Raw genomic sequence first — 24536 nt, 5'->3', positions numbered from 1 at the left:
GTGTTCCTCCTTGTTCGGTACGTTTTCGGGGGACGGGGGTCAGTGAGTGAGGAGCTTCGAGAGGAAGTCCTTCGCGCGGTCCGTCTGCGGGTTCGTGAAGAACTCCTCCGGGGTGGCCTGCTCCAGGATCCGGCCATCCGCCATGAAGACGACGCGGTCGGCGGCCTTGCGGGCAAAGCCCATCTCGTGCGTGACGACGATCATGGTCATGCCGCTCGCGGCGAGCTCGATCATCACATCGAGGACCTCGTTGATCATCTCCGGGTCCAGCGCGCTGGTGGGCTCATCGAAGAGCATCACCTTCGGTTGCATGGCGAGTGCGCGGGCGATCGCCACGCGCTGCTGCTGTCCACCGGACAGCTGTGCCGGCAGCTTCGAGGACTGCTGGTCGACGCCCACGCGACGCAGCAGCTCGTGGGCCTCCTTCTCGGCGTTGGCCTTGCTCACACCCTTCACCTGGATGGGACCGAGCGTGACGTTTTCCAGGATCGTCTTGTGCGCGAAGAGGTTGAACGACTGGAAGACCATTCCCACGTCGGCTCGCAGCTTTGCGAGCGCCTTCCCCTCCGCGGGCAACGGCTGGCCGTCGATCGTGACCGTTCCGCTGGTGATCGTCTCCAGGCGGTTGATCGTGCGGCACAGCGTCGACTTCCCCGAGCCGGAGGGGCCGATGATCACGACCACCTCTCCCCTGTTGACCGTGAGGTCGATGTCCTTGAGCGCATGGAAGTCGCCGTAGTGCTTCTGCACGTCCTTCACGACGACGAGCGGTTCACCTGTCTGTGGCATGGAGTCCACCTTGTCAGCACGACGCACGTTGCGGGGGCTGTTTACCGAGGCGTTATGTGAGAGGTTTCTCATCCAACTCGCCCCGCGGTAAGCGAATTGCTCGCCGCGGTCCCACGGTCGCCGCGCGACCGAGTCGCACGGATGAGTGCTATGGCAAATCTCGCCCGGCGAATCAGGCAATCAGGCCGGTCGAGAGCGGGTGGCGCGCCTCACGCTCGGAGAACACCGGGCGCTCTCAAAATGAGAGAGTTCTCATAGAGCACCCCCACATTCATCCACCGGCGGCGTGTCGTTGGGGTCAGGACCTGTGGGCGAACGCGCTTTCGTAGAGGCACACGCTGGCCGCCGTGGCGAGGTTCAGCGACTCTGCCCGGCCGAAGATCGGTAGCCGTAGCGCGGTGTCGGCCATCGCCAGAGCTTCGTCGTCGAGCCCTCGCGCCTCGTTACCGAACAACCAGGCCGTGGGCCGGGCCAGGAGGCCCTCCCCGCGGGCGGCGAGCAGATCGTCGCCCTTCACGTCGGCCGCGATCACGGTGAGCCCGCCCTCATGCGCAAGCGACACGACTTCGGTGAGATCAGCATTGAAAGCGACCGGGAGGTGGAAGAGGGATCCGGTGGTGGAGCGCACGACCTTCGGGTTGTACGGATCCACTGTCCGCCCCGTGAGCACGACGGCGTCCGCGCCTGCCGCATCGGCCGCGCGGATGATGGTCCCGAGGTTTCCGGGATCGCGCACCTGCTCACAGATGGCGATGAGGCGGGGACCAGCGGCGAATACGTCGCGCAGCGAGACGTGACGCTGACGGGCGACTGCGACCACGCCCTGTGGCGTCACGGTGTCGGCCATCGCCTCCAGCACGGAATCCCGCGCGTACGTCACCGTGATCCCGGCGCGTTCAGCGCTCGTGCGGAGATCCGCGTGCTTGTCCCAGGCAGCAGGAGTCGCGTACAGATCCTCGATCGTCTCCGGAGCGTACGCGAGAACCTCGCGAACGGCCTGCGGCCCCTCCAGCAGGTACAGGCCGGTCTCGGTGCGGGCGCTGCGCTTGGTCAGCTTCGCGACTGCGCGAACGCGGGGCGAGCGGGGGTTCTCGAGCACGCATCCAGTCTAGGCAGTGGCCCCGCTGTGACGCGAAACAGCGGACGTCGTGACCGGAAACGAAACGGGGCGTCCTCCCGCAGGAGGACGCCCCGTGTGGTGCGTGAGCTTACGCAGCCGACTTCGGCGCGTTCACGTCGGCCGGCAGCGCAGCCTTGGCGGTCGCGACGAGCGAGGCGAAGGTCGCCGGCTCGTTGACGGCCAGCTCAGCCAGCATGCGACGGTCAACCTGCACGCCCGCGAGGCCGAGGCCCTGGATGAAGCGGTTGTAGGTCATGCCGTTGGCGCGGGCCGCAGCGTTGATGCGCTGGATCCACAGGCGGCGGAAGTCGCCCTTGCGCTTGCGACGGTCACGGTACGCGTAGACCAGCGAGTGGGTGACCTGCTCCTTGGCCTTGCGGTAGAGGCGCGAACGCTGACCGCGGTAACCGGATGCGCGCTCGAGAATAACGCGACGCTTCTTGTGGGCGTTTACCGCCCGCTTGACACGTGCCATGTCTGTATTTTCCTAACTAGTACCGGGCGCGTTTCAGCGGCCGAGAAGCTTCTTGACGGCCTTGACGTCAGCCTTGGCGAGGACCTGGTCCTGGTTCAGGCGACCCTTGCGGCTGCTGGACTTGACCTCGAGCTTGTGGCGCATACCCGCCTGCTGCTTCATGATCTTGCCGCTACCGGTGACCTTGAAGCGCTTCTTGCTGCCCGAGTGGGTCTTCTGCTTCGGCATCTTTCTTCCTTACTGGTTACGCCCGCGCGGGCGTGGTTGCATCGCCACGGGGGCGGGGTCTGGGACTTACTCGGCTTCGGGCGCGGAGGCGCTCGCGCTCTTGTCAGCCGTCTTCGCGTCGCGGGCGGCCTGCTTGGTCGCTGCGCGCTGGGCGTTCTGCTCCGCCTTGGCATCGGACTTGTTGCGATGCGGGGCGATCACCATCACCATGTTGCGGCCATCGATGGTCGGGTTGGACTCGACCGTTCCGAACTCTGCGACGTCCTCCGCGAACTTGCGGAGCAGGCGCACACCCTGATCGGGGCGCGACTGCTCGCGTCCGCGGAAGAGGATCATCGCCTTGACCTTGTCGCCTGCCTTCAGGAAGCCCTCGGCGCGCTTGCGCTTGGTCTCGTAGTCGTGAGCATCGATCTTCAGACGGAAGCGGACTTCCTTGAGGACCGTGTTGGCCTGGTTACGACGTGCTTCCTTGGCCTTCTGAGCGGCTTCGTACTTGAACTTCCCGTAGTCCATGATCTTGACGACGGGAGGCTTCGAGTTGGGAGCCACCTCGACCAGGTCGAGGTCGGCCTCCTGTGCCAGGCGCAGCGCAACCTGAATGGCGACAACGCCAATCTGCTCGCCACCGGGGCCGACGAGTCGGACCTCCGGAACGCGGATGCGCTCGTTGGTGCGGGGATCGCTGATGCGGAACTCCTCTGCCTATGGTTTCTGTCAGCCACCACGACACGAGGGTTCGAATCGCGGGCGAAGTGATGCCATCTCCACCCACAGGCGTTGTGCACGCCGGCTTCGTGCGCCCTGGCAACCCCTGCGAAACAGAGGCGGAGCGCAAGACCCGGTAGCCTGGAACGGCAAGCGCGGGTGGGAATGAATCCACTTTCGTTCAGGGCAAAAGCCCCGAAGCCCGCACAAGTCTATCAGAGAGTGACACGTGAACACGATTCCCGTCGATCCGGTCCGCGATGACGGCGCTGAGCGCCAGGCCCGCTGGGAGGCGGAAGAGGCTGCCGCCGCATCCGCGAGCCGCGACATCGCCGACGTCCCCGCCGTCGAGGTCATCACCACCACGGCCGTGCACCTGCTCAGCGCCGCCGCGGTGAAAACCGGCCTCGCCGACGATCCCGAGCACCAGAAGGACCTCGATGAGGCCCGCAAGCTCATCAACGCCCTGGCGGGGCTGGTGACCGCAGCGGCCCCTGACATCAGCGACATGCATGCCCGCTCGCTGCGCGACGGCCTGCGCTCCGTGCAGCTGGCCTTCCGTGAGGCCTCCGCCATCCCGGACCCCATCGGCCAGGGCCCCGGCGAGAAGTACACCGGGCCCGTGAACTGACCCCTCGACGCGAGAGACCCCAGCACGTCGTGCTGGGGTCTCTCGCGTGAGGAGCCGGCGTCAGGAGGCGCGGCGGAGGCGGACGGAGAGCGAGTCCGCGAGGGTGGCCATCCGATCGTCGGCGGCCCACCGCTGTGCGAGGCGCTGGAGCACGGCATCGAGCTCGCGCTGATCCAGGCCGTCCATGAGCTCCAGCGTGATGACGAGCTCGGGTCCGCGCAGCCGGGCCTCGGGGTCGCCGGCAGACACCGTGGCGTCGATCACGGCCAGCTCGGTCCCCACCGACTCCTGCAGCGCAGTGAACACCGCGGGCGACTGCGGACTGGGCGTCCACGGCTGCTCCTGAGCGATGGCCCAGACCGCCGGACGACGCACCACGAACTCCGTGGATGAGGTCGGATCGATGACGATCAGCTCGGTGCCGTCCGAGGCTGCAGACACCGCTGCCCGCACACCCGCGACCGGGATCGGTCGCGCCTGCGGATCCCAGGCGCTCAGCGTCGCGACGCTGGAGAAAACGGGCAGCACGGTACGGCCGTCCGGAGCAGCCACGGTGATGAGCGAGAGCTCCTGCGTCTTGTCGACGGTGAGGCCCGTCGGCCCGACGCCCTCGTCGCCCTTCTCCGCCACGAGCGGAACGAGCACGCGCGCCTGTCGCAGCGCGTCGATCACGTCTTCCTGACGCGCCGTTCCGTCACGGAAGCCGCGCAGGGCGGCATCGAGCTTCGGATCAGCCGAACCGTCGTCCGCCGCGTTGCGGTTCTCCTCGAACCGGCGCCCCTCCCAGGGAACACCGGCCGAGTCGCCGAGATTACGCGCCGGCGACATCCAGCGCCTCAGCCAGCGTGAACGCGCCCGCGTAGAGCGCCTTGCCCACGATCGCTCCCTCGACGCCGAGCGGGACGAGCTCACGAAGCGCCGCAATGTCGTCGAGGCTCGACACACCGCCGGATGCGACGATCGGCTTGGGCGTGCGCTGGGTCATCTCGCGCAGCAGCTCCAGGTTCGGACCGCGCAGCGTGCCGTCCTTGGTCACGTCGGTCACCACATAACGGCTGCAGCCGGCGTCTTCGAGGCGGTCGAGCACCTCCCAGAGGTCACCGCCGTCCTGTGTCCAGCCACGAGCGGCGAGGGTCGTGCCCCGCACGTCCAGGCCCACCGCGATCGCGTCGCCGTAGCGGGCGATGACGTCGGCGGCCCACTCGGGGTTCTCCAGCGCCGCCGTACCCAGGTTGATGCGCGTCGCCCCGCTCTCCAGCGCCGCCTCCAGGGACGCGTCGTCGCGGATGCCGCCGGAGAGTTCGATGCTGACGCCGCGCAGAGAACGGATCACCTTGCGGAGGATGCCGGTGTTGTTGCCACGCCCGAAGGCGGCGTCGAGATCCACCAGGTGCACCCACTCGGCACCCTGCTCCGCCCAGGCGAGCGCGGCATCGACGGGGTCGCCGTAGCTGGTCTCCGAGCCGGCCTCACCCTGGGTCAGGCGCACCGCCTTGCCATCGGCGACGTCGACGGCGGGAAGCAGCGTGAGTGCGGGGGTGGACGCGAAGTCGTTCATTTTTTCCTCGTGTACGGCGGTCACAACAGGTTCAGAGACTAGCTCGGTCGAGACTGCCGATCCAATTCGCGAGCAGGCGGATGCCCGCGTCGCCCGACTTCTCGGGGTGGAACTGCGTGGCCGACAGGGGGCCGTTCTCGACAGCCGCGAGGAAGCGGTCACCGTGGGTGGCCCAGGTGAGCTGGGGCTTCGGGAAGCTGCCGTAGACCTCCAGGGGCCATTCCTTGGCGGCATAGGAGTGCACGAAGTAGAAGCGCTCATCCGCGATGCCGCGGAACAGCACCGAGTCCTCCGGGGCCTCGACGGTGTCCCACCCCATGTGCGGGAGGACCGGGGCGTTCAGCTCGGTGACCGTCCCGGGCCACTCATCGAGACCGTCCGCTTCGATCCCCCGCTCGATGCCGCGCTCGAACAGCACCTGCATGCCCACGCAGATGCCGAGGACAGGTCGGCCCCCAGCGAGGCGACGTCCGATCAGCTCGTGGGCGCGCTGGGCTCGCAGAGCCTCCGCCACCGCGGCGAACGCGCCGACGCCGGGCACGACCAGCCCATCGGCCTCAAGCACCAGGGCGCGGTCGTTCGTGAGGCGGGCGTCCGCCCCCGCGGCCTCGAGCGCCTTGACGGCGGAGTGGACATTGCCCGAACCGTAGTCCAGGACCGCGACGACGGGGCGGGTCCCGGCGCTCACAATGCACCCTTGGTGCTGGGAACGCCGTCCACCAGCGGGTCGAGCGCCTTGGCCTGCCGGAACGCGCGGGCGAACGCCTTGAACTCGGCCTCGGCGATGTGGTGCGGGTCGCGACCCGAGACGACGTTGACGTGCACGGTGAGGCCGGCGTTGAACGCGATGGCCTCGAAAACGTGACGGACCAGCGAGCCGGTGAAGTGCCCCCCGATCAGGTGGAACTCGTATCCGTCAGGCTCGCCCGTGTGCACCAGGTAGGGCCGGCCGGAGATGTCCACGACCGCCTGCGCCAGTGCTTCGTCGAGCGGGACGAGGGCGTCGCCGTAGCGGGCGATGCCGCTCTTGTCGCCGAGCGCCTCCCGGATGGCCTGCCCCAGCACGATCGCGACATCCTCCACCGTGTGGTGGGCGTCGATGTCGGTGTCGCCGTGCGCCCGGACGGTGAGGTCGGTGAGCGAGTGCTTGGCGAACGCCGTCAGCAGGTGGTTGAAGAACGGCACGGTCGTGTCGATCGTGCTGCGCCCCGTGCCGTCGAGGTCGATCTCCAGTTCGACGGTGGACTCGCTGGTGGCGCGCGAGCGACGGGCGGTGCGGTGGGTGAGATCAGCGGTCATATCAGGCTCCGAGAGAGGCGAGGGCGTCGAGGAATGCGGTGGTCTCCTCCTCGGTGCCGGCGGTGACGCGCAGCGATCCGGGGATACCGACGTCGCGGATGAGCACGCCCTGGTCGTAGAGGGCCTGCCAGGTGGCCGCGGGATCGTCCACCCCACCGAACAGGATGAAGTTGGTCCACGACGGCGAGGGCTCGTAGCCGAGCGCCTCCAGGGTGGCGAACATGCGATCGCGCTGGACGACGATCTCGTCGACCATCGCGAGCATCTCGTCGGCGTGCTCCAGAGCGGCCAGCGCCGCCGCCTGCGTGATCGCACTGAGGTGGTACGGCAGGCGCACCAGACGCAGCGCGTCGATGAAGGCGGGATCGGCGGCGAGGTAGCCGACGCGCGCGCCGGCGAAGGCGAACGCCTTGCTCATCGTGCGCGACACCGCGAGGCGCGGGCGTCCCTCCAGCAGTGTCAGAGCGCTGGGCTGATCATGGGGGGCGAACTCCCAGTAGGCCTCGTCGACGACGACGATGCCGTCCGTCGCCTCGTAGACCGCCTCGATCACGTCCAGAGTGAGGGGCGTGCCGGTCGGGTTGTTCGGCGAGCAGAGCAGCACGATGTCGGGTGCGGCGGCCCGCACCTGCGCCGCAGCCGACTCCGCCGTCAGGGTGTAGTCCACACCCCGCTCCCCCACAGCCCACGTCGCGCCGGTGCCGCGGGCGAGCAGACCGTACATCGAATAGGTCGGGCCGAAACCGTACACCGTGCGCCCGGGCCCGCCGAAGGCCTGCATGATGTGCTGAAGCACCTCGTTGGAGCCGTTCGCGGCCCAGATCTGCTCTGCGCCGAGGCCGTGCCCCAGGTACTTCGCGAAGGCCTCACGGAGCGCCGTGAACTCGCGGTCGGGGTACCGGTTGACGTCGCGGATGATGAGGGAGATCGCGTCGATGATCCCACTCGCCACATCGTCGGGAATCGGATGCGTGTTCTCGTTGACGTTGAGTGCCACCGGCAGAGCGGCTTGCGGGGCGCCGTAGGGCGTCATCCCGCGCAGATCATCACGAAGGGGAAGGTCACCGAGAGAGGCAGTCACCGCTCCATGCTAGGCCGCGCGGCACCGCGACGCCCATTCTGAACCGTCATGATCGGACACGGCCGGACGATGCGTCCCCGTCGGGGCATCCCGTGCACCGATCCGGCACCGGGATGACGACCCTCCGCAGGACGGACGAAAATCGCGCGGCACCGGGACGAGGTGTGCCCCACCGCACGCGCAGACTGTCCGTCCGGCCACCCCGACGCCGTACGGGATCCGCTCAGTCACCCGGGAACGACGAAGCCGGTCCGTGCACGAGAGGGAAGATGCGCGGACCGGCTGAATCGAACGGGGACCTCGCGCACCAGTCGGTGCGGCAGGCCCGGAGGATTACTCGGCGTCGAAATACGAGCTCGGGATGGCGAGGGTCTGCCCCGCCGACAGCGTGTCCGAGTGCAGGTTGTTCAGGCGGGAGATCTCCGCGACCACGTCGCGCGGGTCCGCCTCCGGAGCAACGGTGGTCGCAATGCTCCAGAGCGAGTCACCGGGCATCACCGAGATGTTGGTGAAGGTACCCGCCGGGGCCCCGGCCTCGTGGGAGGCGATGGCCGACCCGCCGCTGAGCACGGCGACGGCGATGGCGGCGATGAGGGGAAGGCTCGCGAGGACGGCGAGCACGCGGCGACCGCGGGTGGTGATGCGCAGACGTGTCCGGGGAGACGCCGACGTGAGACGCGGGGCCTGCGGGGCGGTGACGCCGGTGGTGACGCTGATGGTGCTCATGATCTGTCCTCCCTCTCGGTATGGTTCGCATCCGGTCCTCGGCCGGGAGGGCCGGATGCGAACCTACGTACCGAATATATGTTCGATGTACGAATCCGTCAACCCGTTTTTCGAAACCCGGCTGATCAAGATCAGCGACACGCTCGAACAAAAGTCCTCGGATCGTTCGAAACTCGGATACGGTTTCGATACGCACAGCACACCACGGACCACCGACATTGGCGTTTTCGCCCGAAGGAGCAAGGACATGAGCGAGGCATCCGGCCCCGACACCACGCTGGAGAGCGGCCCCGCGACAGGCTCCGATCGCCCCGTGGAGAGCACCGGTCGCGCGGGAACGCGGCGCCGTCGCAGCCTGAGCGAGAAGCAGCTCGCCATTCTGGAGGTCATCCAGCGCTCCATCGCACGCAACGGCTATCCGCCGAGCATGCGCGAGATCGGGGACGCCGTGGGCCTCAAATCCCTCTCCAGCGTCACGCACCAGCTCGGCCAGCTCGAGCTCAGCGGCTACCTGCGACGCGACCCCGGCAAGACGCGGGCGATGGAGGTCCTGATCGACCTTCCCGGCACCGCTGCCGAGAATCCCGCTGACGCCATGACACCAGTCGGAGACGCCGCGCTCGTGCCGCTGGTCGGGCAGATCGCAGCGGGTGTGCCGATCACCGCGGAGCAGCAGGTGGAGGAGATCTTCCCGCTGCCCCGACAGCTGGTGGGCAAGGGCGAGCTGTTCATGCTGAAGGTGAACGGCGAGTCGATGATCGACGCCGCGATCTGCGACGGCGACTGGGTGGTGGTGCGCGTGCAGAACGACGCGGACAACGGTGACATCGTGGCGGCGATGCTGGATGGCGAGGCGACGGTCAAGACCTTCCGTCGTCGTGACGGTCACACCTGGCTGCTCCCCCGCAACACGGCGTTCGAGCCCATCCTCGGCGACGAGGCCACGGTCCTGGGCAAGGTCGTGGCGGTGCTGCGCGCCGTCTGATCCTCCTCACCAATGCCAGAGGGCCCCGGATCCGAGATCCGGGGCCCTCTGGCGTTGTCAGCTCAGGCGCTGATGCCGGCGCGGACGTTCTTCGTGGCCGCCACGAGGTTGCGCAGCGACTCGACCGTCTCGTCATAGCCACGCGTCTTCAGACCGCAGTCCGGGTTCGCCCACACCAGCTGGTGCGGCAGCGCGTCCACCGCACGCTGCAGGATCGCCTGCTGCTCGTCCACCGAGGGAACACGCGGCGAGTGGATGTCCCACACCCCGGGTCCGACGCCGTGCGGGAAGCCGGAGTCGCGGATGTCGTCGATCACGTCGCCGCGGCTGCGAGCGGCCTCGATCGAGGTGACATCGGCGTCCAGCGCGGTGATCGCGTCGATGACGACGGAGAACTCGGAGTAGCACAGGTGCGTGTGGATCTGCGTGGCGTTTCGCGCGCCCGCGGTCGCGAGCCGGAACGATCCGACCGACCAGTCGAGGTACGCCGCCTGGTCGTCCGCCTTCAGCGGCAGGAGCTCGCGAAGAGCGGGCTCGTCCACCTGGATGATCTGGATCCCGGCGTTCTCCAGGTCGGCGATCTCGTCCCGCAGCGCCAGGCCCACCTGGTTCGCGGTCTCGGCCAGCGGCTGGTCATCGCGCACGAAGGACCACGCCAGGATCGTCACCGGGCCGGTGAGCATGCCCTTGACGTGCTTCTGGCTGAGCGACTGCGCATACTCGGCCCAGCGCACCGTCATCGGCGCCGGACGGGAGACGTCGCCCCAGAGGATCGACGGGCGCGTGGCACGGGAGCCGTACGACTGCACCCAGCCGTTCTGGGTGACCGCGAAGCCGTCGAGCAGCTCGGCGAAGTACTGCACCATGTCGTTGCGCTCGGCCTCGCCGTGCACCAGCACGTCGATGTCGAGGTCGTGCTGCAGATCGATCACACGGGAGATCTCCTCGCGCAGGAATCCCTCGTAGGCGGCGTCATCGATCTCGCCCTTGGCGTGCGCGGCACGAGCACGGCGGATGTCACCGGTCTGTGGGAACGATCCGATGGTGGTGGTGGGGAGCACGGGAAGCCCGAGTGCGGCGGTCTGCTCGGCGACGCGCTCCTCCTCGTTGCCGCGCTCGAAGTCCGCGGCAGCAAGGGACGCGGTGCGGGCGCGTACGGCATCGACGCGCACGCCCGGTGCCGCGGCGCGATCCGCCAGCGCCGCGGTCGCGGCCTCCAGATCGGCGGCGATCGACTCACGGCCATCCACCAGACCGCGCGCCAGGACGACGACCTGCTCGACCTTCTGGTCGGCAAATGCCAGCCAGGAGCGCAGTCGCTCATCCAGCTGCGCCTCATCCGCCACGTCGTGCGGCACGTGCTGCAGGGAGGTGGACGTTCCCACCGAGACCTGAGCCGCGCCGAGGCCGCGGGCGGCCTCGAGCTTGTCGAACGCGGCCGCGAGATCGCCTCGCCAGATGTTGCGTCCGTCGACGACACCGGCTACGAGAACCTTGCTGTCCAGGCCAGAAGCCGATGCCGGCAGCGATCCGCGGGTGAGATCGATCGCGAGAGCCTCGATCGGAGCTGCGGCCAGCACGCTCCATGCCTCGGCGGACAGCTGCGCGTATCCGGCGGCGACGAGGATCTGCGGACGATCGGCCGCGGCACCGAGCACCGCATAGGCGCGCTCGGCGGCGGCCGCCAGCTCGGCGTCCGCATACGGCAGGCTCTGGCTGACCAGCGCCGGCTCATCGAGCTGCACCCAGTCGGCACCGGCGGCGCGCAGGGATGCGAGAAGCTCGACGTAGACCGGAAGCACGTCCTCCAGCCGATCGAGCGGACGGTAGTCCGCGCCGGCCTCGTCGGACGCCTTGGCCAGAGCGAGGAAGGTGACGGGGCCGACCAGCACGGGGCGGGTGGTGAAGCCATCCTCACGCGCCTCGGCCACCTGCTGGGCGAAGCGGCCGGACGACAGCGAGAACGCCGTCTCGGGGCCGATCTCCGGCACGAGGTAGTGGTAGTTGGTGTCGAACCACTTGGTCATCTCGAGCGGGGCGTGCTCACCCACGCCGCGCGCCGCGGTGAACAGGGCGTCGAGGCCGAACGAGCCGTCCGCGCCGCGGAGGTTCTGGAAGCGCGTGGGCAACGCGCCGAGCGCCACGGACAGGTCGAGCACCTGGTCGTAATAGGAGAAGGACTCGGGGATGGAGGAGTCGGTGCGACCGAGACCGAGGTCGGCGAGGCGACGACGGGTGGCGGCGCGCAGTTCTGCGGCCGTGCTCTCCAGCTCATCGGCACTGCTCTTTCCCGCCCAGTGCGCCTCCACTGCTCGCTTGAGCTCGCGGCGGCGTCCGATGCGCGGGTAGCCGAGGATCGTCCCGGCGGGGAAAGCGGTCATCGTGCAGTCTCCTTATGTGAGGTGAGGATGCCGGCCTCGCGGAGCACCGCGAGGACCGTGTCGTGATTGTTGAACGCATAGAGATGGACCCCGGGGGCGCCGCCGTCGACCACGGCACGCGCGAGCTGTGCGGCGTAGGCGACGCCGAGCGCGCGCTGGCCCTCGGGAGTCGGCTCGATCTCGAGGCCGACGGTCAGCTCGCCCGGGATGTCCTCGCCGGTGAGCTCGAGCACCCGGCGCAGCCGCTGTGGGGATGTGATCGGCATGATGCCGGGAAGGATCGGGATGGTGACGCCGGCCTCACGAGCGCGGCTGACGAATCCGAGGTAGTCCTCCGGGTGGAAGAAGAGCTGGGTGATCGCCAGCGTCGCACCGGCCGCCTGCTTGGCCAGCAATGCGTCGATATGCTCGCGCGGAAACCGGGACCGCGGATGGCCGTTGGGGAATGCGGCAACGGCGATGTCGACCCGTTCCCGCGGATCGACGCGAGCCGCTCCCGGAAGACCCGGCAGGTCGGCCTCCACGTAGGGGGCACGCTCCGCCTGGACGCGATCGATCAGCTGCACGAGCTGCGCGGCGGATTCCAGATCCCCCTCGAACGCATCCGCCTCGCTCATCCCGGCGGGAAGGTCACCGCGCAGGGCCAGGAAGCTGCGGATGTCGGCATCCAGGAACTCACGGATGAGCGTAGCGGCGCCGGTGTAGGTGTTGCCCACGCAGGTGAGGTGTGCCAGCGGCTCGACCGCGGTGTGCTGGCGGATGTACTTCAGGACCTCGAGAGACCGTCCGCCGACGGACCCTCCCGCACCGTAGGTGACCGAGATGAACCGGGGACCTGCCGCCGCGAGGGCCTGGATGGTGGTCTGCAGGGCCTCCCGCGACTGCTCAGAGCGCGGCGGGTACAGCTCGAAGGAGAACGGTACGGAGGAGGTGGTACAGGACATCGGTCAATCTCGGTGAATGGGGACGGATGGCGGGCCCCCTCCGCGCCGTCGCTGGACTCCGCGGCGGTGGGTCAAAGATAGGTCACGATCACAGGGGCATCGAAATGGGTGTGACGCCGTGTGTCAGCGGTGTGACGCCGTGTGTCGGCACGCTGTTGTGCCGCAGCTTCGCACCCCCGCCAGCGGGCGATGTCGGCACCGCCGAGTAGGGTCGAGTCATGAGCGAGACCCTCCCCTACGGAACCTGGCCGTCGATCATCACCGCGGCTGACGTCGCCGCCGCGGCGCCCCGGTACGACGGAGCCGCGTTTGTCGGCAGCGAGGTGTGGTGGGCACAATCCATTCCGTCGGAGGGCGGACGCATGGCGGTCTTCCGGGACGGGGCCGACACTCCCCTCCTCCCGGCACCGTGGAGCGCCGGCTCCCGCGTGCACGAGTACGGCGGCGGCGCATGGGCGGCGGACGAGGCGGGTCAGCTGTTCTTCGTCGAGAAGAGCGATCAGCGGGTGTACCGGTTCGCCGCGGGCGGCGATGAGCCGACTCCGCTGACGCCGATCGACCCTGCTGCGCGCTTCGGAGGGCTGCGCCTCCAGCGCGGCCGCCTGCTCGCCGTGCGTGAAGTGCACACCTCCTCCCCCGTTCCGGAGCGGGACGTGGTGGACATCCCGCTCGACGGCTCGGCGGTGGACGATCCCGCTGCAGTGACCTCGCTCGCCACCGGCAGCGACTTCGTCGCCTGCCCCACCATCAGCCCCGACGGCACCCGTCTGGCGTGGATCGCCTGGAGCCACCCGTCCATGCCCTGGGACGCCGCCGAGGCGCGCGTCGGCATCCTCGGTGCCGACGGCGTGCACGATGTCCGCACCGTGTCGCGCACGTGCGCCACACAGGTCGCCTGGACAGCGGCCGGCTCGCTGCTGTTCACCGATGACCCGACCGGACGCTGGAACCTGTACCTCACGTCGCCGGACGACGACGCGCCGCGCGCCGTCGCACCGGCGGATGCCGATACCGGGGGTCCACTCTGGGTGCTCGGCTCGCGGTGGTTCGCCGCGCTGGATGACGGGCGCATCGTCGCGGTTCGCACCAACGGCACGGACGAGCTCGTGCTCATCACGGGCGACCATGTTCAGAGGGTGCCCCTCCCTCTCACCAGCGACGTCCACATCGAGGACGTCGACGGGTCCCGGATCCTGGTGTCCGGGAGCAGCGCCACCATTCCCACCGGATTCTGGGTGATCGACGTGGATGAGAACACGGCGCCACAGCGGGTCGCCGGCGGTGTGCTCCCCTGGGACCCTTCCTGGCTGCCCGTGTCGCGTCAGGTCAGCTTCTCCGGCGAGCGCGGCGAGATCCACGCCTTCGACTACCCCCCGACCCATCCCAGCGCGACGGCGCCGGCCGGAGAGCGGCCTCCGTACGTGGTGCTGGCACACGGCGGTCCGACATCCCACGTGTCCGGCGGCGTGTCCTCGGTGATCGCCTACTTCACGAGCCGCGGAATCGGCGTGCTGGACGTGAACTACGGCGGATCGACCGGCTACGGGCGAGCCTACCGTGAGCGTCTCGCGGGGGCCTGGGGCATCGTCGACATCGACGACGTATTGAACGCGGCCTCGTCGTTCGCCGCGACCGGCGCGGCCGATCCCGAACGGCTGGCCGTGAAGGGGGGCTCCGCCGGCGGCCTCACGGTGTACGGCGCGCTGGAGCGCGGCAGCACCTTCTCGGCGGGTATCAGCCGGTACGGCGTCGCCGACCTGCGTACACTCGCCACGGACACCCACGACTTCGAGGCCCGCTACCTCGACGGGCTGATCGGCCGGTTCCCCGACGACGAGGACGTCTACATCGAACGCTCTCCGCTCACACACGCCGATCGCATCGCCGCCCCCGTGCTGATCCTGCAGGGAGCCGATGATCCGGTGGTGCCACCGTCCCAGTCCGAGATGATCCGCGATGCTCTCGCCGAACGCGGTGTCCCGCACGCGTATGTCCTCTACCCCGGTGAGTCCCACGGCTTCCGCAGTCGCGAAACGGTGATCGATGCCACCGAGCGTGAACTGGCATTCCTCGCCGCCGCGTGGGGCTTCGATCCCGACGGTATCGCTCCGCTGAGTTTCGACTGAGATCCAACGACGAAACGGACGGCGCCCGGAAGGAGGCACCGTCCGTTTCGTCCGGGTTACTTCGACGTTCCCTGTGACACGGAACCCTGCAGCTGGCGCTGGAACAGGATGTAGACGATGAGCACGGGGATGATCGTGATCATCACGGCCGCGAACATCTGACCGAAGTCCAGGGCGTAGCCCGCCGACGACGCATACGATGCCATGCCCTGCGAGAGCACGTAGTTGTCCTTGTTCGTGTTCAGCGAGATCGGCAGCAGGAACTGGTTCCACAGGCCGAGGAAGTTCATGATCGCGACCGCCGCCATGCCGGGCTTGGCCATGGGGAGCATCACCTGGAAGAACGTGCGCCATTCACTGGCGCCGTCGACGTAGGCCGCCTCCTGGATCTCGTACGGCAGCGACTTGAAGAACGAGAACAGGAAGAACACCGTGAACGGGAGCGCGAAGGCCACATAGGTGATGATCAGACCGGGCAGCGTGTTCAGCAGTCCCATGCCCTGCAGGATGAAGAACAGCGGCACGATCGCGAGGAACACCGGGAAGGTGAGACCCGCGAGCATCAGGTAGTAGATCACCCGGCTTCCCGGCAGCTCGAAACGCGCCAGCACATACGCGCACATCGCGCCGAGCACCATGACGAGCACCAGCGAGACGCCCACGACGATGACGGTGTTGATGAACATCCGGCCGAACGCGTTGTCGACCCAGGCGCTGACGTAGTTGTCGAAGTTCCAGTTGGCCGGCAGACCGAACGGCGACGCGAAGATCTCCTTCGTCGTCTTGAACGAGCCGATGAGGGTCCACACCATCGGAAGGATCACGACCAGAGACCACAGCGCCATCACGATGTGAGAGGCGCCCCCGACCACCTTGTCGCCGGCGGTGGACTTCACGGTCCGCACCGGCGGCTGGGCGCGGGACTTGCGGTTGATCGTCACGGAGGCACGGGTGTCGTCGCTCATGAGCGATCTCCTTCATCCCGGCCGGCGAAGAGACGGAACAGACCGATGATCAGGGCGGCGAACAGCAGCGTGATCACGGCGAGCACGATGCCCATCGCAGTCGCGAGGCCGAACTGCCCCTTCTCGAACGCCGTGCGGAACAGGTACTGGCTCATCACCAGCGTGCTGTTGCCCGGGCCACCGGTGGAGTTCAGGCCGGCCATGTACACGAACGCGTCGAGCGCCATGATGCCGAGGTAGATGTACGCCGTCTGCACGTTGTCGCGCATCTGCGGCAGCAGGATCGATCGCACGGTCCGCCAGCGGCCGGCACCGTCGATGCGGGCGGCCTCCAGCGTCTCCGCAGGAATGCCCTTGATGGCGGCGATGAACAGGATCATGTAGAACCCGACCATGCTCCACACGATGACGAAGATGGTCGCGCCCATCGCGGTGCGTTCGTCACCGAGCCAGGAGAACTGGTGGGTGTCGATGCCCACGAGTCCGAGCAGACCGTTGAACAGCCCCGTGGGGGCGTAGATCATGTTCCACAGGATCGCAATCACGATCGCCGGGATCACGTACGGGAAGAACGAGATCACGCGGTAGAAGCTGGAGCCCTTGAGCCCGCGCACCTGGCCGTGGCTGGGTCCGCCCACCGTGATCATGCTCGCAAAGATGAGGGCGATGACGATGGTGATCAGCGGCACGATCAGGGCGAGCACGATGTTGTTCAGCATCGCGCGCATGAAGATCGGGTCGTTGAAGAGGGTGACGAAGTTCTGGATCCCGGTGAACTGCATGTTCGGCGAGAAGCCGGTCCAGTTGGTCATGCCGTAGTACAGGGCCTGCACGAACGGCGAGATGACGAAGATCAGGAAGATCGCCAGCGGCACCCCGAGGAAGACCACCAGGAAGGAGACGAAGTCGAACGTCAGCTTGCGCCGCCCCAGGCGGGGCGGCTTGCGCCGCCCCGCCCGAGCTGTGGTGACCGCGGCCGTCGCCAGGGCCGGTCCACCGCTGACGGTGGAATTGCTCACTTGATCTCGATCTTCTCGACAGAACTGTCGTTGCGGACCTTGTCGACCAGCGCCTGCAGCTGCTTGGTGATCTCCTCGACCGTCATCTTGCCGTCCAGGAACGAGTTCCAGATGGGCAGCTGGTCGGAGTTCATGCCGTACAGGTTCGTCGACTTGATGGTGAACATGCCCGAGCCCGCGGCGTCGATCATCTCGACCTGAGACACCAGCGCGGTGGAGCCGAAGCCGTCATCGGGCACCGTGCCCTTGACGACGGTGGGAGCGAGCTTCTCCTTGGAGAACGCGGCAGCCGCCTCCTTCGACAGCATGGTGCGCAGCAGCTCCTTGCCGCCGGCGGGGTTCTTGCTGTTGCTGGGCACCACGAACGGCTCGCCGGCCTCGGCGCGCATGTACCCGGGAGGGGTGGTGGCCTTGTCGTCCCACGGCAGCTCGCGCACGCCCTTCATCTGGAAGTTGTCGGCCGTGGTCTTCTTCATCTCGTTCTCGATCCACGAGCCCGAGGGGTACAGCAACGCCTCCTGGTCGAGGCTCCACTGCGACTGCGCCTGCGTGAACTGCGTGCCGCCGCCACCGGGCTTGACGTAGCCCGCCTGGATCAGCGCGTAGAACTCGGTGAGGATCGCCTGCAGTGTGGGGTGGGACCAGCAGTTCTCGGCGAGGTTCTCGAGGGGAAGACGCACGTCGTCTCCCGACTGGATGACAGCGGAGTCGATGACGAAGGTCTGGTAGTAGGTCGCGGCCTCCTTGCCCCACAGGAAGAGGTACTTGCCCTTCTCCTTCGCGGCGGCACCGAGCGCCTTGAGGTCCTGCCAGGTCTTGGGCGGCTCCCAGCCGTTCTCCTCGAACAGCGATGCGGAATACCACAGGCCGTACGTCGTGAACACGTAGTTCAGTGCAGCGAACTTGTCGCCGAACGTGCCCGGGGCCTTCACACCATCGAACAGCGTGTCTGCGATCTTCTCGCCCTCGAGGTTGTTGGCCTCCAGCACCTCGCTGAGGTCTTCCAGCTGGTCGAGGATGGTGTTCCAGCCGATGGAGTTGGCGCCCGAGTTGTCGATGAGGTCCGGCGGGTTGCCACCGACGAAACGCGGCTGCAGCTCCTGCGCGATCTTCGTCGAGGCCGAGACCTTCACGCTGACGCCGGACAGGCCCTTGTTGCCCTCCATGATCTTCGCGGCGTTCTCGACGTAGTCCACGCCGTAGCCACCATCGAAGATGACCGCGTCGACGGTGGAGTCCGCGGCGACACCGAACGGGTTGTCGGCGGTGACCTCACCGGCCGGGGTGGTGGCCCCGCCGCCGCCGGTGCTGCCACCGGGAGCAGCGCACGAGGCGAGGGTCATGCCGAACGGCACCAGAACCGCTGCGGCTGCCGCACCACGCAGCACAGTGCGACGACTGATGGACGCTTCGTTGAGTTCCATCTTCCTACCTTCCATGGTGATGTGATGTTGACCGGAGGGGGAAATTCCGGTCAGGTCCCCCGTCGGATGCGCCCACGGTACAGGGCTTCCAACGCGGAGTTGTGCTCATCGCCGCCGGGAATGTTGGCGGAGATGTAGACAGGGGGAACCTCACCGCGGGCCGCGATCGTGCGGGCCACGCCGAGGGTGAGGGACTGGGCGATGAACGCTCCGGTCATGGAGGAGACGGCTCCCACACGGACATCGTCATTGATGTCGAGAGTGGTGTCGCCGTACGGGGCCAGGTTGTCGATGACGACATCGGCGACCTCGCTCAGCCGCTTGCCGCTGGGGTGTTTCGGCTGCACACGCGCGGTGTGCTCGAGGCTCGTCACCGCGATGACACGGTGACCGCGTTCCTTCGCCCACAGCGCTGTGCCCACGATGGATCCGTTCACGCCGGAGTTGGAGGCGATGAGGAACACATCGTGCTCTCCGACCGGAACGGTCTGCATGAGCTCGTCGACGAGTGAGGGCTCCCGTTCCAGCGTCGCGGTGAGCTCCGAGGTCTGGCGGTTGCCGTGAAGGACCAGGTCGGTGAGCGAGAAGCTGTTCGTGGGGATGAGGCCACCCGCACGGCCGGCGATCTCCATCGCGAAGGCCTGCGAATGTCCCGTGCCGAAGGCCTGAAGCACTCCGCCCGCATCGAGAGCCTCGACCATGTACGCCACGGCGGTATCGAGCGCGCCCGCATCCGCATCGGCGGCGAGCCGCTCCAGGCGGGTGGTCGCCTCCCGGAGGAGGTCGGCGGCAGTGACCGTCATCGTGTCATCTCCTCGGGGTTGTGCACCGACAATACCGCGCCGGTGACCAGCGCAACACCCCGAACGTTTGCGCTATCATTTCGAACCTTCGTCGGTCTCGGCATGATCGTCACCTGCTCCCCGGTACTCTCACAGGCAAACTATGCGCATGCGGCGCAAACGTCAAACAGCACGTCGTCACGAATGAGTCACGAATGAGTCACGAACCTCTGGTCCTCGGCATCGACGCCGGCGGCACCTCGACACGCGCCCTGCTCAGCAACAGCCGCGGTGACAGCCTCGGGTTCGGGGCTGGCGGGCGCGGAAATCCCGTATCTGCGGGAGCTCAGCGCGCCGCGACCGGTGTGCTCACCGCGGTGGAGGCGGCGCTCGCCACCAGCGGCGCATCCCTCGCCGAGATCCCCGTCATCGTGGCCGCGATGGCGGGGATGCAGTCCTCCGCGAACGCGGACTGGCTGCTCGGCCCGCTCACCGAACGCGGCTTCCGCGGAACCCTGACGTTCGAGGCGGATCTCCTGGCCATCTACTTCAGCGGCGCGGCCGCCGCAGCGGGATACGCGATGGTGTCCGGCACCGGCGCCTGCATGATCCGGGTGGAGGACGGCGACGTCGCCGGAACCGCCGACGGACTCGGCTGGTTGCTGGGAGATCGCGGCAGCGGCTTCTGGATCGGCCAGCAGGTGATCCGTGCCGTGGCAGAAGACCTCGACGGCACCGGAGCAGGCACGTCGCTGACGCGGCGGGTGCTGGAGCACTACGACCTGGCGACGACGCCGGCGACGAGAGAGGGGCGCCCGGAGGCGCTGTGGCGCCTGGTGGCGACCGCCTATGATCGGGCACCGATCGAGCTCGCCGCTCTCACACCGGCCGCCTTCGATGCCGCCCAGGAGAACGACGCGGTCGCGATCGGCATCCTCCGGGAGGCGGGCCAGCAGCTGGCGCGCTCCTTGCGTGCGATCCTGCGAGCACCCGGACCACTGGTGATCGGGGGCAGCGTGCTCTCACGCGCCGGGGTGGTGCGGGATGCGTTCCTCGCGACGCTCGGCGAGGCGGCCGATGCTCTGGTGCTCCGGAACGTCGGCGATGGCGCCGTCGGAGCCGCGATGCTCGCACTGCGGGCCCACGGCACCGCCCCGGATGAGACGGTCCGGGAGCGACTGACCGCGACGCTGCAACGATTCCGGTGAGGTCGACGATTCCGGTGAGGTCGCGGGCCGGCACCCTGGCAGGTGCCGGCCGGCGACATCACACGGCGTAGGGGCGAAGCTCCGCCGCGAGACGTTCGCCCACGTGGGCGTGGACGAGCGTTCCCGCTTCCTGATGCTCCGACGAGAGCAGGAAGCCGGTCTCATGAATGGCGGAGACCAGATCACCGCGGTCGTACGGAACCACCGCGGTGATCTCGACCGCGGGCAGCGGCAGTGCGGCCTCGACCGCGGCGCGCAGCTCCGCAATGCCCTCGCCCGTGCGCGAGGACACGAAGAACGCCTGCGGCTGCAGGCCGCGCAGCACGAGCCGGGTGTCGTCGTCCACCAGATCGGCCTTGTTGAACACCACGATCTCGTGCGCGTCCCGCGCACCCACGTCGGCCATCACGTCCCGCACCGTCTGCAGCTGGGCCGCCGGGTCCGGGTGCGCAGCATCCACGACGTGCAGGATGACATCGGCGTCGCCGACCTCCTCCAGTGTGGAGCGGAAGGCCTCCACCAGCTGGTGCGGAAGGTTGCGCACGAAGCCCACGGTGTCGGTCAGCGTGAAGATCCGCCCGTCCGCCGTCTCGCTGCGCCGAGTGGTGGCATCGAGAGTGGCGAACAGGGCGTTCTCCACGAGCACGCCCGCGCCGGTGAGCTTGTTGAGCAGACTCGACTTGCCCGCGTTGGTGTAGCCCGCGATCGCGACCGACGGGATGGTGTTGCGGCGACGTTCCGCACGTTTGGCCTCACGAGCGGGCTTGAAGTCGGCGATCTGCTTGCGCAGCAGCGCCATCTTCGTGCGGATGCGCCGCCGGTCGAGTTCGATCTTGGTCTCACCGGGACCACGCGACCCCATACCGGCGCCGCCGGCGCCCACCTGGCCTCCGGCCTGGCGGGACATGGAGTCACCCCACCCGCGCAAGCGCGGGAGGAGGTACTCGAGCTGAGCGAGCTCGACCTGCGCCTTGCCCTCCCGGCTCTTCGCGTGCTGGCTGAAGATATCGAGGATGACGGTTGTCCGGTCGATCACCTTGACCTTGACGACGTCCTCCAGCGCACGACGCTGCGAGGGCGCGAGTTCGGAGTCGGCGATCACGGTGTCGGCACCGAGAGCCGCGACGATGTCGCGCAGTTCCTGGGCCTTGCCGCGACCGATGTAGGTGGCCGGGTCCGGGTGGGGCCTGCGCTGCAGCAGGCCGTCGAGCACGATGGCGCCTGCGGTCTCGGCCAGCGCAGACAGCTCACGCAGGGAGTTCTCTGCCTCCTCGGCCGACCCCTGCGGGTAGACGCCGACGAGCACGACGTTCTCCAGCCGCAGCTGGCGGTACTCGACCTCGGTGACGTCCTCCAGCTCGGTGGACAGTCCTGCCACACGGCGAAGCGCGTGACGCTCCTCGAGGTCCCACTGCTCGCCGTCGGCGCTTCCGTGGCCGGCGGTGGCATCGTCCTGGAGTGCCTGCGCCGCGCCGAACACGCGGACACCGGATCGGGCATCGGCGTTTGCGAGCACGCGCTCCACCGGGTCGGTGCCGTCGAACTCTGCGGCGTCGTCGAATCGGTCGTCGTTGGGGGTGTTGTTCATGTGTCCTTTCGGGGGCGACCGCCATCGTCGGCGGGCGCGGATCAGTAAAGCCTAACCTCCGCAGCGACGGTCGCTGCGGTAATGTGGCTCCTCATGGCAAGCGACCACTACTTCAGCTCGGAGCCCTCCAGCGCCGAGAGGCCGCGCCGTATCACCGTGACGCTGGCTGGCCGCTCTGTGGAACTCAACACCGCAGGCGGCACTTTCAGTCCCGACCACCTGGACACCGGCACCGCGGTGCTCCTCTCGCACACCCCGCCACCGCCGCCCGGGGGCGACTTCCTCGACCTCGGCTGCGGTTGGGGCCCCATCGCGCTCACCATGGCCATGCTCTCCCCGCACGCGCGTATCTGGGCCGTCGACGTCAACCAGCGATCCCTGGAGCTGACGCGGCGAAACGCAGCGGAGCTGGGGTTGGACAACGTCACCGCGGTCACGCCGGACGAGGTTCCCGATGACGTGACGTTCCGCACGATCTGGTCGAATCCCCCGATCCGGGTGGGCAAGAACGAACTGCACGGACTGCTGCAGCGATGGATCCCACGCCTGGACGAGCGCAGCGACGGCTGGTTCGTTGTTGCGCGCAACCTCGGTTCGGATTCACTGCAGCGATGGCTCGCGGCGGAGTTCCCGTCGGGCTACAGCGTTCACCGCGCGGCGACGAGCAAGGGCTTCCGCGTGCTGCGTGTGCGACGCCACGGTTCCACCCCCACCGACTCGATCGTTCTGCCCTGACCCGACCGGAACATGCGCGCCTCTTGACGGATCGAGCGTCGCGCGCAGACTGGAATGATGGGCGAACTCGACACACGGATACGGCACTACTACACCGACCTGTTCGACGAGGACGCCCGCCTGACCACCCGCTCACCCCAGGGCCCCCTGGAGTTTGATCGCACACAGGCGCTGCTGGCTGCCGCGATCGCCGACGGCTCCCGCGTGCTGGACATCGGCGGGGGCACGGGGCATCATGCGCGCGCCCTCGCTGAGCGCGGCTGCATCGTCGAGATGCTCGATCCCGTTCCCGCACACGTGAAGACGGCAGCCTCCCAGGGCGTGCGCGCGAGCGTGGGCGATGCCCGCGCCCTCGACTATCCGGATGACTCCTTCGATGCCGCGATCTTGCTGGGGCCGCTGTACCACCTGGATCGCGCCGGCCGCGAACGGGCACTCACCGAAGCCGTGCGTGTGACCCGCCCCGGAGGCGTCATCGCCGCCGTCGGACTCTCGCGCTGGGTGGCCTTCCAGCGCGCCGCCTCCGGCGACGGCCCGCTGAGCGCGGAAGCGCTGGACGTGCTCCGGCACGGGCGGCCCCTCCGTGGCCAGCGTTTCCCCGCCGCGCACTTCCACACGGCGAACGAGCTGGCGGCGGAGCTTGCGCGCGCGGGCATCGACCAGGTGGTCGTCCATGGCGTCGAGGGACCGGTCGGCACCCTTCTGGAGTCCGTCAGCGCCGAGGATGCCCTCGCCGTCGCGGAGTCCGCACGCCTGATCGCCGAACTCGCGGACGACGTTCCCGCGCTGCGCGACCAGAGCGTGCACTTGCTGGCCATCGGCGTCGTGGACTGAGCCACGGCGCCGCGCGGTCAGTCGGCGAGCGAGATCTGTCCGGTGTAGACGAGCTGGGCAGGGCCCGACAGGGCGACGTGCTCGCCATCCTGAGTGGGGAACATGCGCACGGCCAGCGTGCCGCCGGGCACCTCCACGCGCCAGTGGTGGGGTGCCAGTGCGCCGGCCCAGTGACGCACCGCCAGGGCAGCAGCCGCGGTGCCGGTCCCACAGCTCAGGGTCTCCCCCACACCGCGCTCGAACACGCGCATCCGGATCTGACCGATGCCGTCCTGAACGAGCGGATCGGACGGAACGACGAATTCGACGTTGGCCCCCTCCGGCAGGGCGGGATCCAGGATGGGGATCACCGACAGATCCAGGGCCTCGAGCTCGGCGATCGAGCTGAGTGCGACCACGACATGCGGGTTGCCGACGTCGATGCCCAGCGCCGGTCGCGCCACGTCCAGTCCACGAGCGCGCACCAGCGGATCATCGCCGGAGAGCTTCCACCGGCCCAGATCGACCTGGAATCCCTGCGCACTGGCCGTGAGGTCACGAACGCCGGCCCGGGTTCCGATCGGCAGGGTCGATCCGGCCGGAAGCTGGGCGAGCCCGGATTCCAGCAGGTACTTGACGAACACGCGGGTCCCGTTGCCGCACATCTGCGCCTTCGAGCCATCAGCGTTGCGGTAGTCCATGAACCACTCGGCCTCGGGCTCCTCCGCGAGGCTCGCGGCGCCCTCGGCGATGGCGCGCGATCGCACCACGCGCAGCAGTCCATCCGCACCGATGCCGAAGTTGCGGTCGCACATCGCGGCGACCTGGTCGTCGCTGAGGTCGAGTTCCCCGTCGGGGTCGGCGACGATCACGAAGTCGTTGCCGGTGCCGTGGCCTTTGGTGAACGCGATGGTGGGCATGCCTCCATCCTACGGAGCAGGCGCACCGGCATCG

General features: G+C 68.2%; 25 protein-coding genes. 6 read left to right on the top strand and 19 right to left on the bottom strand.

Translation table 11 applies throughout. The features are described from left to right. Positions 1–39: 39 nt before the first annotated feature. The 5 genes from ACIQJ5_RS17210 to infC all read right to left on the bottom strand — a co-directional run bounded on the left by ACIQJ5_RS17210 (position 40) and on the right by infC (position 3299). Positions 40–789: an amino acid ABC transporter ATP-binding protein gene (locus ACIQJ5_RS17210; protein WP_402845590.1), complete on the bottom strand. Its 750-nt coding sequence runs from the start codon at positions 787–789 to the stop codon at positions 40–42. Between the two features lie 298 nt (positions 790–1087). Continuing rightward, positions 1088–1888: a TrmH family RNA methyltransferase gene (locus ACIQJ5_RS17205; RefSeq protein ID WP_402845588.1), complete on the bottom strand. Its 801-nt coding sequence runs from the start codon at positions 1886–1888 to the stop codon at positions 1088–1090. A 109-nt stretch (positions 1889–1997) separates the two neighbouring features. Continuing rightward, complete coding sequence (gene rplT, locus ACIQJ5_RS17200; protein WP_231093027.1) at positions 1998–2384, bottom strand: 50S ribosomal protein L20; 387 nt, start codon at positions 2382–2384, stop codon at positions 1998–2000. 33 nt (positions 2385–2417) lie between these two features. After that, on the bottom strand, positions 2418–2612 hold the full coding sequence (gene rpmI / locus ACIQJ5_RS17195) for a 50S ribosomal protein L35 (protein WP_231093026.1): 195 nt from the start codon (positions 2610–2612) through the stop codon (positions 2418–2420). A 66-nt stretch (positions 2613–2678) separates the two neighbouring features. Next, positions 2679–3299 (bottom strand): translation initiation factor IF-3, encoded by a 621-nt coding sequence (gene infC / locus ACIQJ5_RS17190; protein ID WP_308071102.1) that lies wholly within the window; start codon positions 3297–3299, stop codon positions 2679–2681. 247 nt (positions 3300–3546) lie between these two features. On the opposite strand from infC, the gene ACIQJ5_RS17185 reads away from it, so the two are divergent. After that, complete coding sequence (locus ACIQJ5_RS17185; protein WP_231093025.1) at positions 3547–3948, top strand: DUF1844 domain-containing protein; 402 nt, start codon at positions 3547–3549, stop codon at positions 3946–3948. Positions 3949–4008: 60 nt separating this feature from the next. Here ACIQJ5_RS17185 and ACIQJ5_RS17180 read toward each other — a convergent pair whose 3' ends face one another. The 6 genes from ACIQJ5_RS17180 to ACIQJ5_RS17155 form a co-directional block, all read right to left on the bottom strand. Continuing rightward, on the bottom strand, positions 4009–4776 hold the full coding sequence (locus tag ACIQJ5_RS17180) for an SseB family protein (RefSeq protein WP_231093024.1): 768 nt from the start codon (positions 4774–4776) through the stop codon (positions 4009–4011). After that, positions 4760–5506 carry a bifunctional 1-(5-phosphoribosyl)-5-((5-phosphoribosylamino)methylideneamino)imidazole-4-carboxamide isomerase/phosphoribosylanthranilate isomerase PriA gene (gene priA, locus ACIQJ5_RS17175; protein ID WP_231093023.1) on the bottom strand — a complete coding sequence of 249 codons (747 nt, stop codon included), beginning with the start codon at positions 5504–5506 and terminating at the stop codon, positions 4760–4762. Before priA ends, ACIQJ5_RS17180 begins: the two co-directional genes overlap by 17 nt. A 31-nt stretch (positions 5507–5537) precedes the next feature. Next, the gene (gene hisH, locus ACIQJ5_RS17170) at positions 5538–6197 is read right to left on the bottom strand and encodes an imidazole glycerol phosphate synthase subunit HisH (protein ID WP_372459825.1); all 660 of its coding nucleotides are present in this window, start codon (positions 6195–6197) and stop codon (positions 5538–5540) included. Next, positions 6191–6805 carry an imidazoleglycerol-phosphate dehydratase HisB gene (gene hisB, locus ACIQJ5_RS17165; protein WP_231093021.1) on the bottom strand — a complete coding sequence of 205 codons (615 nt, stop codon included), beginning with the start codon at positions 6803–6805 and terminating at the stop codon, positions 6191–6193. The genes hisH and hisB overlap by 7 nt, the downstream gene beginning before the upstream one ends. Before the next feature lies 1 nt (position 6806). Next, positions 6807–7886: a histidinol-phosphate transaminase gene (locus tag ACIQJ5_RS17160; RefSeq protein WP_231093020.1), complete on the bottom strand. Its 1080-nt coding sequence runs from the start codon at positions 7884–7886 to the stop codon at positions 6807–6809. Positions 7887–8219: 333 nt separating this feature from the next. Beyond that, positions 8220–8612, bottom strand: coding sequence for a LysM peptidoglycan-binding domain-containing protein (locus tag ACIQJ5_RS17155; protein WP_231093019.1), 393 nt, complete (start codon positions 8610–8612; stop codon positions 8220–8222). Between the two features lie 247 nt (positions 8613–8859). Between ACIQJ5_RS17155 and lexA the strand changes: the two genes are divergently transcribed. Further along, positions 8860–9597 (top strand): transcriptional repressor LexA, encoded by a 738-nt coding sequence (lexA, locus tag ACIQJ5_RS17150; protein ID WP_231093018.1) that lies wholly within the window; start codon positions 8860–8862, stop codon positions 9595–9597. A gap of 62 nt (positions 9598–9659) precedes the next feature. Here lexA and metE read toward each other — a convergent pair whose 3' ends face one another. Continuing rightward, positions 9660–11978: a 5-methyltetrahydropteroyltriglutamate--homocysteine S-methyltransferase gene (gene metE, locus ACIQJ5_RS17145; protein WP_402845581.1), complete on the bottom strand. Its 2319-nt coding sequence runs from the start codon at positions 11976–11978 to the stop codon at positions 9660–9662. After that, entirely contained in the window at positions 11975–12922 is a 948-nt protein-coding gene (locus ACIQJ5_RS17140; RefSeq protein WP_402845579.1) for a methylenetetrahydrofolate reductase, read from the bottom strand. Before ACIQJ5_RS17140 ends, metE begins: the two co-directional genes overlap by 4 nt. Before the next feature lie 218 nt (positions 12923–13140). Between ACIQJ5_RS17140 and ACIQJ5_RS17135 the strand changes: the two genes are divergently transcribed. After that, complete coding sequence (locus ACIQJ5_RS17135) at positions 13141–15048, top strand: prolyl oligopeptidase family serine peptidase (RefSeq protein ID WP_402845577.1); 1908 nt, start codon at positions 13141–13143, stop codon at positions 15046–15048. A 56-nt stretch (positions 15049–15104) separates the two neighbouring features. On the opposite strand, the gene ACIQJ5_RS17130 is transcribed toward ACIQJ5_RS17135, so the two are convergent. Genes ACIQJ5_RS17130 through ACIQJ5_RS17115 form a run of 4 tightly spaced genes read right to left on the bottom strand, consistent with a single transcriptional unit; the run spans position 15105 to position 19259 of the window. Then, positions 15105–16013 (bottom strand): carbohydrate ABC transporter permease, encoded by a 909-nt coding sequence (locus ACIQJ5_RS17130; RefSeq protein ID WP_402845575.1) that lies wholly within the window; start codon positions 16011–16013, stop codon positions 15105–15107. Beyond that, the gene (locus ACIQJ5_RS17125) at positions 16010–17032 is read right to left on the bottom strand and encodes a carbohydrate ABC transporter permease (protein WP_231093013.1); all 1023 of its coding nucleotides are present in this window, start codon (positions 17030–17032) and stop codon (positions 16010–16012) included. The genes ACIQJ5_RS17130 and ACIQJ5_RS17125 overlap by 4 nt, the downstream gene beginning before the upstream one ends. After that, positions 17029–18456 (bottom strand): N-acetylglucosamine/diacetylchitobiose ABC transporter substrate-binding protein, encoded by a 1428-nt coding sequence (gene ngcE / locus ACIQJ5_RS17120; protein ID WP_231093012.1) that lies wholly within the window; start codon positions 18454–18456, stop codon positions 17029–17031. The genes ACIQJ5_RS17125 and ngcE overlap by 4 nt, the downstream gene beginning before the upstream one ends. Before the next feature lie 50 nt (positions 18457–18506). Beyond that, on the bottom strand, positions 18507–19259 hold the full coding sequence (locus ACIQJ5_RS17115) for a sugar isomerase domain-containing protein (protein WP_402845572.1): 753 nt from the start codon (positions 19257–19259) through the stop codon (positions 18507–18509). Between the two features lie 194 nt (positions 19260–19453). Between ACIQJ5_RS17115 and ACIQJ5_RS17110 the strand changes: the two genes are divergently transcribed. After that, positions 19454–20446, top strand: coding sequence for an N-acetylglucosamine kinase (locus ACIQJ5_RS17110; RefSeq protein ID WP_231093010.1), 993 nt, complete (start codon positions 19454–19456; stop codon positions 20444–20446). Positions 20447–20504: 58 nt separating this feature from the next. On the opposite strand, the gene hflX is transcribed toward ACIQJ5_RS17110, so the two are convergent. Continuing rightward, positions 20505–22034 carry a GTPase HflX gene (gene hflX, locus ACIQJ5_RS17105; RefSeq protein ID WP_402845570.1) on the bottom strand — a complete coding sequence of 510 codons (1530 nt, stop codon included), beginning with the start codon at positions 22032–22034 and terminating at the stop codon, positions 20505–20507. A 93-nt stretch (positions 22035–22127) separates the two neighbouring features. Here hflX and ACIQJ5_RS17100 point away from each other — a divergent pair, with 93 nt between their 5' ends. Then, entirely contained in the window at positions 22128–22769 is a 642-nt protein-coding gene (locus tag ACIQJ5_RS17100) for a class I SAM-dependent methyltransferase (protein WP_231093008.1), read from the top strand. Between the two features lie 57 nt (positions 22770–22826). Further along, positions 22827–23603 carry a class I SAM-dependent methyltransferase gene (locus ACIQJ5_RS17095; RefSeq protein ID WP_231093007.1) on the top strand — a complete coding sequence of 259 codons (777 nt, stop codon included), beginning with the start codon at positions 22827–22829 and terminating at the stop codon, positions 23601–23603. Between the two features lie 17 nt (positions 23604–23620). Here the strand turns inward: ACIQJ5_RS17095 and dapF are convergent, their stop codons facing one another. Beyond that, positions 23621–24502: a diaminopimelate epimerase gene (dapF, locus tag ACIQJ5_RS17090; RefSeq protein WP_402845567.1), complete on the bottom strand. Its 882-nt coding sequence runs from the start codon at positions 24500–24502 to the stop codon at positions 23621–23623. Between the last annotated feature and the right edge of the window lie 34 nt (positions 24503–24536).

It is taken from the genome of Microbacterium sp. GXS0129 (assembly GCF_044769785.1).
Lineage (GTDB): Bacteria > Actinomycetota > Actinomycetes > Actinomycetales > Microbacteriaceae > Microbacterium > Microbacterium nymphoidis.
This window is presented reverse-complemented; position numbering and strand designations above follow the sequence as displayed.